The organism is Micromonospora sp. NPDC050187 (genome assembly GCF_044459745.1).
Taxonomy (GTDB): domain Bacteria; phylum Actinomycetota; class Actinomycetes; order Mycobacteriales; family Micromonosporaceae; genus Micromonospora.
On record NZ_JBITJH010000003.1, the window covers coordinates 320,692 to 335,629 of the forward strand.

Annotated in this window: 10 protein-coding genes; 6 read left to right on the top strand and 4 right to left on the bottom strand. The window is 71.6% G+C overall.

Annotation, left to right across the window (positions count from 1 at the left end; genetic code table 11):
* Positions 1-30: 30 nt before the first annotated feature.
* Together ACIBJE_RS07280 and ACIBJE_RS07285 are read right to left on the bottom strand one after the other, a co-directional pair.
* Entirely contained in the window at positions 31-1,014 is a 984-nt protein-coding gene (locus tag ACIBJE_RS07280) for an RNA polymerase sigma factor (protein WP_396744266.1), read from the bottom strand.
* A 338-nt stretch (positions 1,015-1,352) separates the two neighbouring features.
* Positions 1,353-1,691 (bottom strand): hypothetical protein, encoded by a 339-nt coding sequence (locus ACIBJE_RS07285; RefSeq protein WP_396744269.1) that lies wholly within the window; start codon positions 1,689-1,691, stop codon positions 1,353-1,355.
* Positions 1,692-2,454: 763 nt separating this feature from the next.
* Here ACIBJE_RS07285 and glnA point away from each other — a divergent pair.
* The 3 genes from glnA to ACIBJE_RS07300 all read left to right on the top strand — a co-directional run bounded on the left by glnA (position 2,455) and on the right by ACIBJE_RS07300 (position 7,893).
* Positions 2,455-3,804, top strand: coding sequence for a type I glutamate--ammonia ligase (gene glnA / locus ACIBJE_RS07290; protein WP_396744569.1), 1,350 nt, complete (start codon positions 2,455-2,457; stop codon positions 3,802-3,804).
* A 78-nt stretch (positions 3,805-3,882) separates the two neighbouring features.
* Entirely contained in the window at positions 3,883-4,308 is a 426-nt protein-coding gene (locus ACIBJE_RS07295; RefSeq protein WP_396744272.1) for a DUF350 domain-containing protein, read from the top strand.
* A gap of 213 nt (positions 4,309-4,521) precedes the next feature.
* Positions 4,522-7,893 carry an NACHT domain-containing protein gene (locus tag ACIBJE_RS07300; RefSeq protein ID WP_396744275.1) on the top strand — a complete coding sequence of 1,124 codons (3,372 nt, stop codon included), beginning with the start codon at positions 4,522-4,524 and terminating at the stop codon, positions 7,891-7,893.
* Positions 7,894-7,984: 91 nt separating this feature from the next.
* Here the strand turns inward: ACIBJE_RS07300 and ACIBJE_RS07305 are convergent, their stop codons facing one another.
* The gene (locus ACIBJE_RS07305) at positions 7,985-8,428 is read right to left on the bottom strand and encodes a hypothetical protein (protein WP_396744278.1); all 444 of its coding nucleotides are present in this window, start codon (positions 8,426-8,428) and stop codon (positions 7,985-7,987) included.
* A 208-nt stretch (positions 8,429-8,636) separates the two neighbouring features.
* Positions 8,637-9,512 carry an LD-carboxypeptidase gene (locus tag ACIBJE_RS07310; protein WP_396744572.1) on the bottom strand — a complete coding sequence of 292 codons (876 nt, stop codon included), beginning with the start codon at positions 9,510-9,512 and terminating at the stop codon, positions 8,637-8,639.
* Positions 9,513-9,749: 237 nt separating this feature from the next.
* Here ACIBJE_RS07310 and ACIBJE_RS07315 point away from each other — a divergent pair, with 237 nt between their 5' ends.
* The 3 genes from ACIBJE_RS07315 to ACIBJE_RS07325 all read left to right on the top strand — a co-directional run bounded on the left by ACIBJE_RS07315 (position 9,750) and on the right by ACIBJE_RS07325 (position 14,724).
* On the top strand, positions 9,750-10,517 hold the full coding sequence (locus ACIBJE_RS07315; protein ID WP_396744281.1) for a type 1 glutamine amidotransferase: 768 nt from the start codon (positions 9,750-9,752) through the stop codon (positions 10,515-10,517).
* Positions 10,518-10,523: 6 nt separating this feature from the next.
* On the top strand, positions 10,524-13,523 hold the full coding sequence (locus tag ACIBJE_RS07320; RefSeq protein ID WP_396744284.1) for a bifunctional [glutamine synthetase] adenylyltransferase/[glutamine synthetase]-adenylyl-L-tyrosine phosphorylase: 3,000 nt from the start codon (positions 10,524-10,526) through the stop codon (positions 13,521-13,523).
* Between the two features lie 811 nt (positions 13,524-14,334).
* On the top strand, positions 14,335-14,724 hold the full coding sequence (locus tag ACIBJE_RS07325) for a hypothetical protein (RefSeq protein WP_396744287.1): 390 nt from the start codon (positions 14,335-14,337) through the stop codon (positions 14,722-14,724).
* The last annotated feature ends 214 nt before the right edge of the window (positions 14,725-14,938 follow it).

A 14,938-nucleotide genomic window follows, 5' to 3' on the forward strand; every position in this document is an offset into this window, starting at 1 on the left:
GGGCGGGTCGGAGGCGGGTTGCCGTGGCCGTCACCCAGGGCGAACAGGGATGATCGGGCCGATGCTCCGTGACACGTCCGGCCGTGGCGGGATCGGCACGACCGATGGCACCACGATCGGCGGCTTCGGCAGCGGTTTCAGGTCGGGCAGCAGTGACCTCGGATCGGGAAGTGCGCGGTCCGGGTCGCGTAGTTTCGGCAGTCGGGACAGCGGCGGACGACCGTTGTCGGTCGGCCGGGGGACGCCGTCGAGCAGCGGAGGGCGCGATGGCAGCTCGGACGGCCGGGGCGAGGCCGTCGATGTCGGCGTCGGTACGATCCCCGGCGCCTGTGGCTGGACGGACGCGGCCGGCGGGGTGCCCGGGGTACGGGTCTGGTCGCTGCTCGGGGCGAAGGTCGATCCGCGGGTGGGGAGCCGCGACGGCCGGGACGGCTCGGCCTCCACGCGTTCCACGTGCGGGAGCGCCAGCACGACGGCGGCGGTGACCACGGCGACGGTGGCAGTGGCCGGAGTGGCGGATCCGACCAGCCGTCGGAGTGCCACGAGCCACGGTGGTACGAGCACCGCGGCCGAAGCCGACCGCAGCCACCGCCGCGCCCTGGTCAGGTGGGACTCGACGGAACGGCGAGTCAGGCCGAGACGCCGGGCGACGGTGTCGGTGTCGACGCCACGACCCGTAGCGGCGACCACTTCCTGGGTCGTGGTCGGTAGGCGTCGCAGTTCGTCGACGAGCCAGCTTGCCAGCTCCCGGTCGGTGACAGCCTCGGCGAGTTCCGGCATGGTCCGATCCGCCTCGTCACCAAGCCTGGCTGCGGCGGTCTGTTCCCGGCCCCGGCGGCGGAGCAGATCCACGTAGCGCCGGTAGGCGACAGTCGACGCCCAGGCGGTGGCCGTCGTGGCGCGTGCCAACTCCGGCTTACCCAGCAGGGCCAGGAGAGCCTCCTGCGCGCAGTCCTCCGCGTCGTGCCGGCTGGCACCGGCCGCGAGACACCGCCGGACGGCTGACTCTCGCACCCGTACGATGTCGGGGTTGAGCATGCGGTTCGGCCCTTCCGCTCAGCCCCGCCGAGCACGCGCAGATTGTGGCAGAGGGCTTCCCGGGGCGCGGGTCGGCAGGGGCGCTGTGGATCGGTGTCAAATTCGGGTGCGTGAGACGGGCTCCGGCGACGACCCTCCAGTGATCTGCCGTCTGGCCGCCGAACCACGTCGTCGTGGGACGGCACAGCCAGGGGAGACCACCGGAGGGTTGATGCTGACGACCCGGCGTGCCGGTTGGGCAAGCGGGTCGGTGGCGGTCAGGAACTCGGCGGCTCCGGTAACGAGCCCTGACCGCCACCGGGCATGGCAGTGCCTCAGAAGGTCAGGTCGCAGTCCAGGTCCACGGCCAGGCTCGCCTGCAGGTAGAGGCCGTTGTCCAGCCGCAGCCAGATCGTCCCGTCGGTGCCGATGGTGGTACCCACCACGGTCACCGTGGTGTCGGCATCCAGCTGCCCGGCGATCGGGCTGTCGAGGTCCGGGGCGACGTGCAGGTCCACGCTCGCCGTGACCTGGACGCTGCACGGGCGCGGGAGGGGCGGCAGATGGCTGATCGTCGCGGCGCTGGCGGCACCGACACCGGTGAGCAGCGTCCCACCGAGGGCGGCGACCGCGAAGGCGGAGGCGACCAGGGCACGCTTCTTGGCTCGTGACATTTACAGCTCCCTTGGTAAAAGCGGCATTGATGCTGGCCAACACCTTGGTTCTCGACTTCCGTCGAGGTGCGCAACGTAAGGCTATTGCGGTGCCGATCAATGCGTCAAGAAGCAAATTGTCGTCTAAATTGCCGGCGGGGGAGGGTTGGAAGCGGTGCTTTTTCGCCGAGTCCGCGACTCTCGGGACATGTCCGAAGGCGGTTGGAGGTGGTCGGCACATGGGAAATGCCGGCACCAATTCTGTTCGGTGGGGTGATGTCGATTTCGCCAGGTGTGGGTGGACGTGCGGGTCCGTATTCAGGAGCAACTGCGGCGATTGCTGCCGATTGTTCTCACGTGCGGAACGCCGCGCGGATCGCGACAGATCGGTATGCGGCGCCAGTGGGCATGAAGGGAATGTGTGCGTCGGCTCGCGGCTGGTCGCGCTTGTGCTGTGATAAGCGCTCGCCCGCTGGTTCGGCACAATCCGGAAACGGCGGTGCCGGCCATCGAGCAGCCGCTCGGCCAACCTCCGTCGTCGCCGAATGGTCGCCCGGCCCGGCGGGCGTCGTGTCGGCCGGGTCTACGGGGTCTCCGGGTGCGCGGGGCGGTCGTGGGTCACGCGACACGCGAGGGGACATGGCGCAGGCCCCGGACGGTGGGACAGCCGGGGCGCGGGGTCCGGTGGTCGCGTAACGTCGGCGTAACGAGGCCGGTGGACACTGGTCGGTCAGGCCGTCCCGGGGAGTTCCGACGACGGGCGTGCGACGTGCGAGGGGTGGAAGTGGACCGTCAGCAGGAGTTCGTCCTCCGTACGCTGGAAGAGCGGGACATCCGTTTCGTCCGGCTGTGGTTCACCGACGTGCTCGGCACGCTCAAGAGCGTCTCCGTCGCGCCCGCCGAACTGGAGGCCGCCTTCGAGGAGGGCATCGGTTTCGACGGCTCGGCGATCGAGGGCTTCGCCCGGGTCTTCGAGTCCGACATGGTGGCCATGCCCGACCCGACCACCTTCCAGGTCTTCCCCTTCGAGGGCGGGGTCAGCGGCGAGAGCGCCCGGATGTTCTGCGACATCCTCCTGCCCGACGGCAGCCCGTCCTGGGCCGACCCCCGGCACGTGCTGCGCCGGGCGCTGTCCCGGGCCGCGGACCGGGGATTCACGTTCTACACCCACCCCGAGATCGAGTTCTTCCTGCTGGAGAACGGCCCGCAGGACGGCTCGGTGCCGGTCCCGGTGGACACCGGCGGCTACTTCGAGCACACCACCCACGCGGTGGCCCGGGACTTCCGCCGGCAGGCGGTGCTCGCGCTGGAACGGATCGGCATCTCGGTCGAGTTCAGCCACCACGAGGTGGCCCCCGGCCAGCAGGAGATCGACCTGCGGTACGCCGACGCGCTGACCACCGCCGACAACATCATGACCTTCCGGCACGTGGTCAAGGAGGTGGCGCTCTCCACCGGCGTGCAGGCCAGCTTCATGCCCAAGCCCTTCACCGACCAGCCGGGCAGCGGCATGCACACCCACCTGTCGCTGTTCGAGGGGGAGCGCAACGTCTTCCACGACGCGGAAGACCCGATGAAGCTCTCCAAGGTGGCGAAGTCCTTCATCGCGGGGCTGCTCACCCACGCCCGGGAGTACACCGCGGTGACCAACCAGTGGGTCAACTCGTACAAGCGGCTCTTCCCGCTGGCGCTGCCGGACCGGATCACCGAGAGCCCGGCGTACGTCTGCTGGGGGCACCTCAACCGCTCCGCGCTGGTCCGCGTCCCCGCCTACGGCAAGCCGAACTCGGCCCGGGTCGAGGTCCGATCGCTGGACTCGGCGACCAACCCGTACCTCGCCTTCGCGGTGATGCTCGGTGCCGGGCTCAAGGGCATCGAGGAGGGCTACGAGCTGCCGGCGGGGGCCGAGGACGACGTCTGGTCACTGTCCAGCGCCGAGCGCCGGGCGATGGGCTACGAGTCGCTGCCGGAGAACCTGGCCGAGGCGATCGACGTGATGTCCGGTTCGGAGCTGGTCGCCGAGGTGCTCGGTGAGCACGTCTTCGACTTCTTCCTCCGCAACAAGCGGGCCGAGTGGGAGCAGTACCGCCGCGAGGTCACCCCCTACGAGCGGCAACGCTACCTCTCCCTCTGACCCGGTTGCGGCCTGCCGCTATCGTCTCGACCACGTTGCCGGCGTCCCTTGACCGGCACACCTTGTGGGAGGCAGTCGGTGCTGGAGGACCTCTTTACCGGAGCGATGCAGAGCATCGTGTTCGGAATCGTCGGTGTCGTGTTGATGGCGGCCGGCTTCGGCCTGGTCGACGTGCTCACCCCCGGCAAGCTTCGGGATCTCATCTGGGTCCGGCGCAACGCCAACGCCGCGTTGCTGCTCGCCGCGAACCAGCTCGGCATCGCCGCGATCGTGTTCACCGCGATCTTCACCAGCTACGACGACTTCGGCAGGGGGCTCGCCTCGACGGCGGTCTTCGGGCTGGTCGGCCTGGTCATCATGGCGCTGGCGTTCTTCGTGCTCGACCTGCTGACCCCGGGCAAGCTCGGTGAGATCATCTGCGCCGACGAGCCGCACCCGGCGGGCAAGGTCAGCGCGGCCACCCACTTCGGAGCCGCGTTGATCGTCTGCGCCTGCATCGCCTGACCCGCCGGCCCGCATCCAAACCCGTCCCAGCCGCCCCAACCGGCGACCGCGACGCCGTCGTCACCCCGCGCATCCGCGAATCTTGGACAGTTACGTTCTATTCGGACGGTAGCTGTCCAAGGTCCTGGGCTCTCCCCGCGGGCGTGGCGGGGCGTCGGGGTGGCGGACGCCCGGCATGCTGGTGGCCGGAGAGTCAGGGGAGGGACGCGGACCGTGCCGGAGGTGCTCAGCTACGCCGACGCCGTACGCCTGCTCGGTGGCGAGCGGAGTCGCTTCGTCGAGGCGTTCGACCGGCTGGCAGGGTGGGCCCTGATCGCCGGCTCGGTGCCGGTGCCGGCACTGCTCGGCCTCTTCGACGCCAAGGCCGAGTTCGTCCGGCTCGGCCGGGACCTGCTGCGGCACCTGGCCGAGCAGCGTTCCGGCCTGTCCCGGTACGGCCGGACGCAGCGGTTGGAGGCGGCGCACGCGGTCATCGCGGTGACCGCCTTCTTCGAGGTGCTGGACGAGGCCGAGCTGCCGTTCGCCTTCGCCGACCTGGCGATCGACAAGACCGAGCAGCTCGCCCTGGCCGGCGGCGGCGCCGTGCAGCTCAGGACGGTCGTCGCGCAGATGTTCACCCTGGCCGACCGGACGCCCGGTGCCCACCTGCCCTACGCCGAACTCCGCCGTACGCTGGGCGAGCACTACCGGGAACTCGGCACCCGCCTGGTCGAGCACGTGACCGGTCTGGCCGCCTGGGAGCGGCTGCCCGCGACCCAACAGCGGGCGTTCCAGGACCTGGTGCGCCGAATGCCGGATGAGGCGGTGGCGCGACACCGGGACCTGCTCACCGCGTTGGCGACGGCCTTCCCCGAGGTGGCGTACTGGTCGGGGCTGCACGAGCACCAGGCCACCCGGGACGAGGTGCGGCAGCTCGCCGCCGGGCTCGGGGAGCTGCACCGGGTACTCGCCGGGATCTCCACCGGCCGGCTGCCGGACGACCGTCGGGCTGCCCTGGCCCGGGCCCACGCGGCGAAACTCGACCGGCCGATCGTCGAGTCGGCGGAGGCCCCGGACGGGTTCCGGATGCCCCTGCTCGGCGAGGCGTACGTGCCGCCCCGGTGCCGGGTGGCGGTGCTGGCGCAGCGGGCGCGACCCAGTGACGAGGAATGGTGGGCCGGTCAGGACGTCCGGGACGACCTGGCGGACGTCCTGACCGGCCACCTGACCTCGCCGGCCGCCACCCGGGCACCGCTGCTGGTGCTCGGCCAGCCCGGTTCCGGCAAGTCCGTGCTGACCCGGGTGCTGGCGGCCCAGCTCCCGCCGGCCGACTTCCTGGCGGTCCGGGTGCCGCTGCGCGAGGTGACCGTCGAAGCGGACCTCCAGGACCAGATCGAACAGGCGATCCGGTACGACACCGGGGAACGACTGGACTGGCCGGCGCTGGTCCGCTCCGCCGGGGACGCGCTGCCGGTGGTGCTCCTCGACGGCTTCGACGAGCTGCTTCAGGCCACCGGCGTGACCCAGACCGACTACCTGCTGCGGGTCGCCCGCTTCCAGCGCCGGGAGGCCGAGCAGGGGCGGCCGGTGGCGGTGCTGGTCACCACCCGGACGAGCGTCGCCGACCGGGCCAAGCCGCCACCGGAGACGGTCGCGCTGCGGCTGGAACCGTTCGACGAGACCCGGGTACGGCGCTGGGTGGCGACCTGGAACCGGGTCAACGCCGACCGGTTCGCCCCGCTCGGCGTACCACCGGTGGACCCGGCGGCGACGCTCGCCCACCGGGAACTGGCCGAGCAGCCGTTGCTGCTGCTGATGCTCACGCTCTACGCCGCCGCCGGTCACGACCTGCGCTCCGCCGGGGAGCTGCGCCGGGGTGAACTGTACGAGCGGTTGCTGCGCAGCTTCGCCCGGCGCGAGGTGGAGAAGCACCGGCCGGGGCTCACCGACCGGGAGCGGGACCGGGCCACCGAGGACGAGCTGCGCCGGCTCGCGGTGGTGGCGTTCGGCATGTTCAACCGGGGCGTCCAGTGGGTCACCGAGGACGACCTGGAGGCGGATCTGGTCGGGTTGCCCTTCCTGGCCGCCGGCACGTCGGTGACGCGCAGCGGTGGCGACCTGCGGGCTCCGTTGCGTCCCGCCGAGACCGTGCTCGGGCGGTTCTTCTTCGTGCACCGCTCCCAGGCGACCCGGGACGGCACCCGGATGGCGACGTACGAGTTCCTGCACGCCACCTTCGGCGAGTTCCTGATCGCCCGGACGACCGTCCTGGTCCTGCGCGACCTGACCGCCGTCGCCGCGGCCAGCAGCCTGCGGCCGGACGTCGACGACGATCCGCTGGCCGCGCTGCTCTCCTTCGCCACGCTCACCGGGCGGGCGCCGATCGTCACCTTCCTCACCGAACTGCTCCAGTCGTGGGACACCGACCGCCGGGCGGACGCGACCGACGTGCTGCTCCGGCTCTTCCGGACCGTGCACGACCCGCGTCCACCCCGACGCTTCGAGCAGTACGCGCCCCGGGTGCTCCCGGTGCCGGCGCGGCACGCCGCGTACAGCGCGAACCTGCTCCTGCTGATCCTGTGCGCGGCCGGCGAGATCCGGGGCCGGGACCTCTATCCCGGGGCTGCGGACCCCGGGCAGCCGTGGCGCGGGCAGGCCCTGCTCTGGCGGTCGCAACTCGACGAGAACGAGCACGGCAGCCTGATCAGCGCGTTCGCCCTGGACCGGCTGCTCGATGGCATCCGACGTGATGTCCGGCTACGTCTCGCCGAGCCGGACTGGCAGCCGCCGCCGGTGGACCTCGCCTGGACGTACGGCCTGCCCCCCGGTGGCTCGGCAATCGTGCCCGGAAGCTTCTCGGCGGTGCGGCAGCGAGCGAACTTCGAGTGCTGGAGTGACGGTGACGATCTCCTCCTGCACGCGCTGGAACCGTGGTCGGAGCGTCCCCCGTTCCGGCTCGGGGGACTGATGAGCGGAGGGAACAGCTGGCAGTCGGGGCTCCACGTCCTGCTCCGGATGTGGCTCGGGTCGCTGTCCCGAGGGGATCGGATCGACGAGGAGGAGCAGTACCGGTCCGTGGTGCGGGCTGCGAAGTCGGACCTCGTGCCGACCCGGGAGTGGAATCAACTGGTGACCCTGCTGCTCGACCGGCTCACGACGGACTCGGCGGTTCGCCCCCGGGTCGTGACGTGGGTGCTCGACGACCTCGTGGACGTCGAGGTCTGGGACGTCGTGAGCGGCTGCTCCTTCGTCCGGTGCTGCCTGGCCTTCCTGGGACGTGACCGGGAGGCGGACATGATCTTCGCCGACCTGCTCGACGAGCTTCCCGACCGGATGTCGGTCGACATCAACCCGCAGTTCGAGATCCTGCTGGCCGAGGCGCACGTCCGGCTGACCGAGCTGGACCTCAGGCGGTATCGGTACGGGGCGTCTCAGTTCGCCCGGATGACTCCATGGCTCGTCACGACCCGCCCTGATCTGGTCGAACGACTGCGACGGCTGGTGGTGCCGGACGATGCCGTGCGTGGGCCGTGGCAGCGGGTGCCGGAGTCCCACCCGACGGGGTCCGGGAGCCGGAGCGACGGACCCTCGCCGCCTGGGGGTTGATCAAGAGGTTCGCGTCACCGGGAGCGCCGGGTCCTGACGCGAACCTCTTGATCAACGCGACGATCAGCGGGCGACGGTCAGCGGGCGACGGTCAGCGGCCGGGACGAACGCCCCGGTGGCCGCCGGGGAAGACCCCGGCCTCGACCGCCGCGGTGATCGCGTCGGCCTGCTCCTGGGTGAGCTTGCCGTCCTTGACGGCCTGGGCCAGCCGCTCCTTCATCGCGGCCTGCCGGTCCGCGACGTCGCCACCGCGCCACCCACCGCGCCACCCACCACGCTCCGGCCGGTCACCCCTGCGCTCCTCGCGCACCTTCTCCAGGGCGGCGGTCACCTTGTCGGCCGGCACGCCCAACTCCTCGGCGAGTGCCTCGGCGAACGCGTCCTGCCGTTCGGTGCGGTCGGTCGTGCTCTCACTCGCGCTGGGGCTCGGTGCGGTCGTCTCGCCGTTCTCGGCGAAGGCGACCGCCGGCGCGGCCACCCCCAGTCCGAGTGCGCCGGCCGCCACGAGCCCGGCGATCAGGTGTTTCCTGGCCATGCTTCCTCCTGCTGCTCGGGTGTGACCTGGACTCGACGACGGTGACCGGGATTGCTGGAGGTCACCCATGGTGAGCCTGTCATTCCGCTGGGAATCGCGGGGGTGAATCCGGAACGAAGCCGACAGCGAGTCGGAAAGACGACGCCCCGTCACCGGCTGAGGTAACGGTGATCGGGCCGACTGGTCCCGGTGACGTGCCGGGAAGGGGTCAGCGGACAGCGGGGGCGACGGTGAGGGTGCCGGTCTCGGTGTCGAGGGTGGCGGGGGTGCCGATCGGGACGGTGAGCTGACCGGGGCCGTGGCCGATCGGCAGGCCGCCGAGCACCGGGACGCCCAGGTCGCCGAGGCGGTCGGTGAGCACGTCGACCACGGTGGTGTCCCAGCCGTCGGCACAGTCGGTGAACTGGCCGACCGCCACGCCGGCGAGACCGTCCAGCGCCCCGGCCCGGCGGAGCTGGGTGAGCATCCGGTCCACCTTGTACGGCGGCTCCTGCACGTCCTCGACCAGCAGGACCGCGCCGGTCAGGTCCGGCATGTCCGGGGTGCCGAGCGAGGCCACGACCAGGCAGAGGTTCCCGCCGAGCAGCGTCCCGGTGGCCCGCCCCGGTACGCGTACCGGAAAGGTCTCCTCGGCCGGGTCGGCGGCCACGGTGACCGGTTCGGTGGTGGTCAGCGCGGCGTGCAGCGACTCCGCCGAGCGTAGCGGGGTGCGTTCGTCCCGCCAGGCCGCCCCCGGCCCGTGTACGCCGGCCAACCGGGCGCCCCGCCAGAGCGCGAACTGGAGGGCGGTGATGTCGGAGAACCCGGCCACCACCTTCGGGTCCCGGCGCACGGCGGCCATGTCGATCGCGTCCACCATGCGCTGTGCGCCGTACCCGCCCCGGGTGCAGATGACCCCGCGCACCTCGGGGTCGGCGAACGCGGCGTTCAGGTCGGCGGCACGCAGCTCGTCGGCGCCGGCCAGGTAGCCGTGTCGGGCGTAGGCGTTCGGGGCCGGCACCGGGCGCAGCCCCCAACCGGTGAGCAGCTCGACGCCCCGGGCCAGCCGCTCCGGCCGGATCGGTCCGGACGGCGACACCAGCATGACGGTGTCGCCCGGGCGCAGGGCGGGCGGGCGGACCACGTCGTCGGGGGTACGGCTCACAGCGGCAGAGCCTAGCCCGGGGCCTTGCCGCACGGCGGCAGAGCCTAGCCCGGGGCCTTGCCGCACGGCGGCGGAGCCCGGTCAGGCACGGCGCACGGCGGCGGAGCCCGGTCAGGCACGGCGCACGGCGGCGGAGCCTGTCCGGCGCGGCAGGGGCCACCGGATAGCCTCGACGTCGTGGCAACCGCGCTGGTGATCGAGAACGACCCGACCGACGACCCCCGACGCCTGGGGGAGTGGCTGACCGAGGCGGGGCTCACGCTGCGGGTCCTGCGCCCGTACGCCGGTGACGACCTCCCCGCCGACCTCGACGGATACGCCGCCCTGGTGGTGCTCGGCGGCGAACAGCAGCCGTACCCGAAGCCGGACGGCACACCCGGCGCGCCCTGGTTCCCGGCCCTGGAGGGGCTGCTGCGCAAGGCGGTACGCCACCGGGTGCCCACCCTCGGCATCTGCCTCGGTGGCCAGCTCCTCGCCACCGCGCACGCCGGCGAGGTGGTGCGCAGCCCGTCCGGCCCCGAGGTCGGCCCGTGCGTGGTCGGCAAGCGGGACGCCGCCGAGGCCGACCCGCTCTTCCGGTACGTGCCGCTGATCCCCGACGTGATCCAGTGGCACGTCGACGAGATCACCGAGCTGCCCCGGGGGGCGACGTTGCTGGCCGCCTCCACCCGCTACCCGCACCAGGCGTTCCGGATGGGCGACCGGGCCTGGGGCCTCCAGTTCCACATCGAGTGCGACACCGCCATGATCGCCACCTGGGCCGCCGACTCGGCGCTGCTGACCGAGCTGGGCTACGACCCGGAGGTGGTGGTGGCCGCCTGCGACGCGGTGATGGTGGACATCGAGGAGGTCTGGCAGCCCTTCGCCGCCCGGTTCGCCGCGCTGGCCCTCGGCGAGCTGGCCGAGGAACCGCCCCGGCCCACCCTGCCCCTGCTCGGGCACTGAGCCGGCATGACCAGATCCACCAGGACCAACCGCCTCGCCCGGTACGGCTTCGGCAGCGGCGACGACGGGAGCGTGCGCGCCGCCGACCTGCTCGGCCCGGACGGCCTCGGCCTCTGGCGGCCCGAATCGCAGGAACCGGCCGACGCGCCGGCCACCGAACTACTGACCGCGCTGTCCCGTGCCGCCGACCCGGACCTGGCCCTGCGCCAGCTGCACCGGATCGTCGAGGCCGAACGGCGGACCGCCGAGGAGCCGGCCCTGCTGGCCGCGCTGCACGCCGACCCGGGGCTGCGCCGCAGGCTGGTCGCGGTGCTGGGCGCGTCCTCGGCGCTCGGCGACCACCTCGTCGCCAACCCGGACCACTGGCGGGTCCTCGCCACCGCCGGCGACGGGCTCGCCCCCACCGCCGACGGGCGGCTCGGCCCGCTCGGCGAGGGCAAGCCGATCCCGGCGCTGCGCGCGGCGTACCGGTTGGCCCTGCTGGGGATCGCGGCGGCCGACCTGACCGGCGGTCGGGCCCTGGAACAGACCATGGCGGCGCTCTCCGCGCTCGCCGACGCCACCCTCGCCGCCGCCTACGACATCGCGGTCGGCGAACTGGCCGAGGGCACACCGGTGCCCCGCCTGGCCGTGGTGGCGATGGGCAAGTGCGGCGGGGGCGAGCTGAACTACGTCTCCGACGTCGACGTGATCTTCGTGGCCGACGACGACGCCGACCTGACCGTGGCCACGACGATCGCCACCCGGCTGATCCACGTCTGTGGGCTGGTCGCCTGGCCGGTGGACGCCGCGCTGCGCCCGGAGGGCAACCGGGGGCCGCTGGTGCGTACCCTCGGCAGCCACCTCGCCTACTACCGCCGCTGGGCACGCACCTGGGAGTTCCAGGCGCTGCTGAAGGCCCGCCCGGCCGCCGGTGACCTGGCCCTGGCGCAGGAGTGGATCGACCAGCTCGCCCCGCTGGTGTGGCGGGCCGCCGAACGCCCGGAGGCGGTCTCCGACGTCCGGGCCATGCGTCGCAAGATCATCGAGAACGTCCCGCCGAAGGAACTGGAACGCGAGATCAAGCGTGGTCCGGGCGGGCTGCGGGACATCGAGTTCGCCGTGCAGCTGCTGCAACTGGTGCACGGCCGGGGCGACGAGTCGCTGCGCGAACCGGGCACCATCCCGGCGCTGCGCGCGCTGGTCGCCGGTGGCTACGTGGGCCGCGCCGACGGCGAGGGGCTGCTGCGCGGGTACCGCTTCCTGCGCGGCGTCGAGCACCGTCTCCAGCTCCAGGGCCTGCGCCGCACCCACACCGTGCCGGCCGAGCCGGCCGGGCTGCGCTGGCTCGCCGCCGCGCTCGACTACACCGCCACGCCGGGACGCAGCGCCGTCGAGGCGTTCCGCGCCGACTGGGTCACCCACGCCACCGAGGTACGCCGGCTGCACGCCAAGCTGCTCTACCGGCCGCTGCTGGAGTCGGTGGCCCGGGTACCCGCCGACGGGCTGCGGCTGACCCCGGAGGCCGCCCGCAACCGGCTGGAGATCCTCGGCTTCGCCGACCCGGCCGGGGCACTACGCCACCTCCAGGCCCTCACCGGTGGGGTGAGCCGCACCGCCGCCATCCAGCGCACCCTGCTGCCGGTGCTGCTCAGCGAGTTCGCCGACGCCCCGGAACCGGACCGGGGACTGCTCAACTACCGGCAGGTCTCCGACAAACTCGGCAGCACCCCCTGGTATCTGCGGGTGCTGCGTGACGAGGGCCCGGTGGCCCGCCGGCTGGCCCGGGTGCTGTCGCTGTCCCGGTACGCCACCGACCTGCTCTCCCGGGAACCCGAGGCGCTGCGGCTGCTGGCCGAGGAGAGCGAGTTGACCCCGCGCCCCCGCGAGGTGCTCTGCGAGGGCTTCACCGCGGCGGCGGCCCGGCACACCGACCCGGTGGAGGCCACCCGCGCGGTCCGCGCGCTGCGCCGCCGCGAACTGGTCCGGCTCGCCTGCGCCGACGTGCTCGCCCGGGCCGGTTCGCTCGCCCCGAAGGCGGCCCGCCAGAGCCCACCGGACGTCAGCGCCGTCGGCGCGGCCCTGGCCGCGGTCACCGACGCCACCCTCACCGCCGCGCTGCGCACCGCCCGGGCCACCCGCCCGGACGTGCCCGGACTCCGGTTCGCGGTGATCGGCATGGGCCGCCTCGGCGGGTACGAGTCGAACTACCTCTCCGACGCCGACGTCCTCTTCGTCTACGACGCCCCGCCCGGCGTGCCGGAGAGCGACGCCAGCGCCGCCGCACGCGGCATCGCCGAGGAACTACGCCGGCTGCTCGGCATGCCCGCGCCCGACCCGGCACTCGGGGTGGACGCCGACCTGCGCCCGGAGGGGCGACAGGGACCGCTGGTCCGCAGCCTCGCCGCGTACGCCCAGTACTACGCCCGCTGGTCACGGGTCTGGGAGGCGCAGGCCCTGCTGCGCGCCCGGTTCGTCTGCGGCGACCCCGACCTCGGCGAGGAGTTCGAGGCGATGATCGAGCCGGTGCGCTACCCCACCGACGGACTCAGCCGGGAACAGGTCGTCGAGATTCGGCGCATCAAGGCCCGGGTGGAGACCGAACGGCTGCCCCGGGGCGCGGACCCGGCCACCCACACCAAGCTCGGCCGGGGCGGACTCGCCGACGTCGAGTGGGCGGTGCAGCTGCTCCAACTCCGGTACGCCGGCCGGCATCCGGAACTGCGCGGCACGCGTACCCTCGGGGCGCTGGCCGCCGCCCGCGACGCCGGACTGGTCGACCCGGCCGACGCCGCCGCGATGGCCGCCGGCTGGACGACGGCCGCGCAGGTCCGCAACGCGCTGATGCTGGTCCGGGGCCGCGACGGCGACCAGCTGCCCCGGCACGGCGTGGAACTGGCCGGCGTGGTCCAACTGCTCGGCGCGGACGACCCGGGCGAGTTCCTCGACGAGTACCTCCGCACCGCCCGGCGCTGCCGCACCGCAATGGAGAACGTCATGGAGGGACGAGTCAACAATTTCGGTTGACGGTGCCGGTCAGCGGGCCTGGTTCGCCCCTGCTGGCTGCGGCTAGTTCTTGATCCGTCTCGCGCCGTACCTCTGGAGCGAAGGCGTTGCGATAGAGGTGCCGCTGCTTGATGGTGCTCAGTTCTTGGAGAGCCCGCTGGGCGTCTGATTGAGACACCGTCCTCTTGCTGAGCCACTCCCTTGCCCAACTGCAGTACCAGAACTTCTCTGCCTGGGAAATTCCATAGCCCGGCGCATAGGAGTCTTCGGGCCCCAGTTGTTCGGCCTTACCGGGCCAGTGAACTCCCTCAGGAAGTCTCAGTCCTCGTGTCGCTTCCTGAAATTCGCGATCCATGGTCTGGTAATCGTGGGCGGGGCGCGGAGGAGTCTTTTCTTTCTCGTCTCCGTTGTCGGGTGCTGAGCATGCCACTGTAAGAAGTGATGCCAGGATCGCTGTCGCAGCCGATCTGGTTGCGCCTCTGAATCTCAAAGGAATGACCATTCTTTCTGACATCCGGTGTGAGGGCTGTGGGTGTCGATCAATTGGCACCGTAGCTCATTCCCCTTGGTCGATGCAACTGGGGCGCCAAATGCTTGCGCTGTAATAATGTTCTTTTTGTGCGCTCGGTGGTGGCCGTGCGTCGGTTGACTTCGGTGCAGAGCTGCAAGGCATGCGGGGCGATGCTGCTGGAGCTGGTTGGCATTGTTGCGGAGAGTGTCGGAGTTTCGCAACAAAGTTGGTCCGGCGCTATGTTGGGGTGGACGCATGTCAATCAATGTAATAGCGTGGGGATGTCCACAAGGTGTGGGTCTTGAACGGGGAGGAAGTGGTATGCGTCGATCGAATGTACTCCGGGCAGGTGTGGCGACGGTCGTTGCGTTGGCAGGGGGAGCCCTTGTCGCGCCGGCTCCGGCGGCGGCGGCTCAATGGAACAGTGTGTCGATGCCCTACTACCGGAGCACCAACGGGACCGTTTGGGAGGATTATGTTCGCTCCCACACCAGCACCTCGGACATCAGGTTCGACATGGCTGACGGTTACAGTGACTTCATTGCTGGAACCGTACAGTTGAAGTACGAGTCGAATGGTGTCGTCTTCGGGTCGAAGAATGTCGGTCTCAGTGCGACGACCATCGTCAGCAACTGGGGAGCCACTCGCTTCCATTTCGGTTTCAACGGCTTTCCTGGTAGCGGCACCGTGGTTGGTTCGCTCTACTACTGATGTTTCCTGGTCGTCTTACCACGCATAGCGTATCCCACTCATTGGTCGCACTTTGAGTGCATCGTGCTTGGGTGGGCCGGGGGGGGGGGGGGGGGGGGGGGCCCCCCCCCCCCCGCCCCCCCCCCCACCCCCGGGGGGGTTTTTTAAAGGCGCCCCCCATAATAAATAATTGGCAGGAGTGTGGGGCCACGCGCGGCATTCGGGCCAAATAACG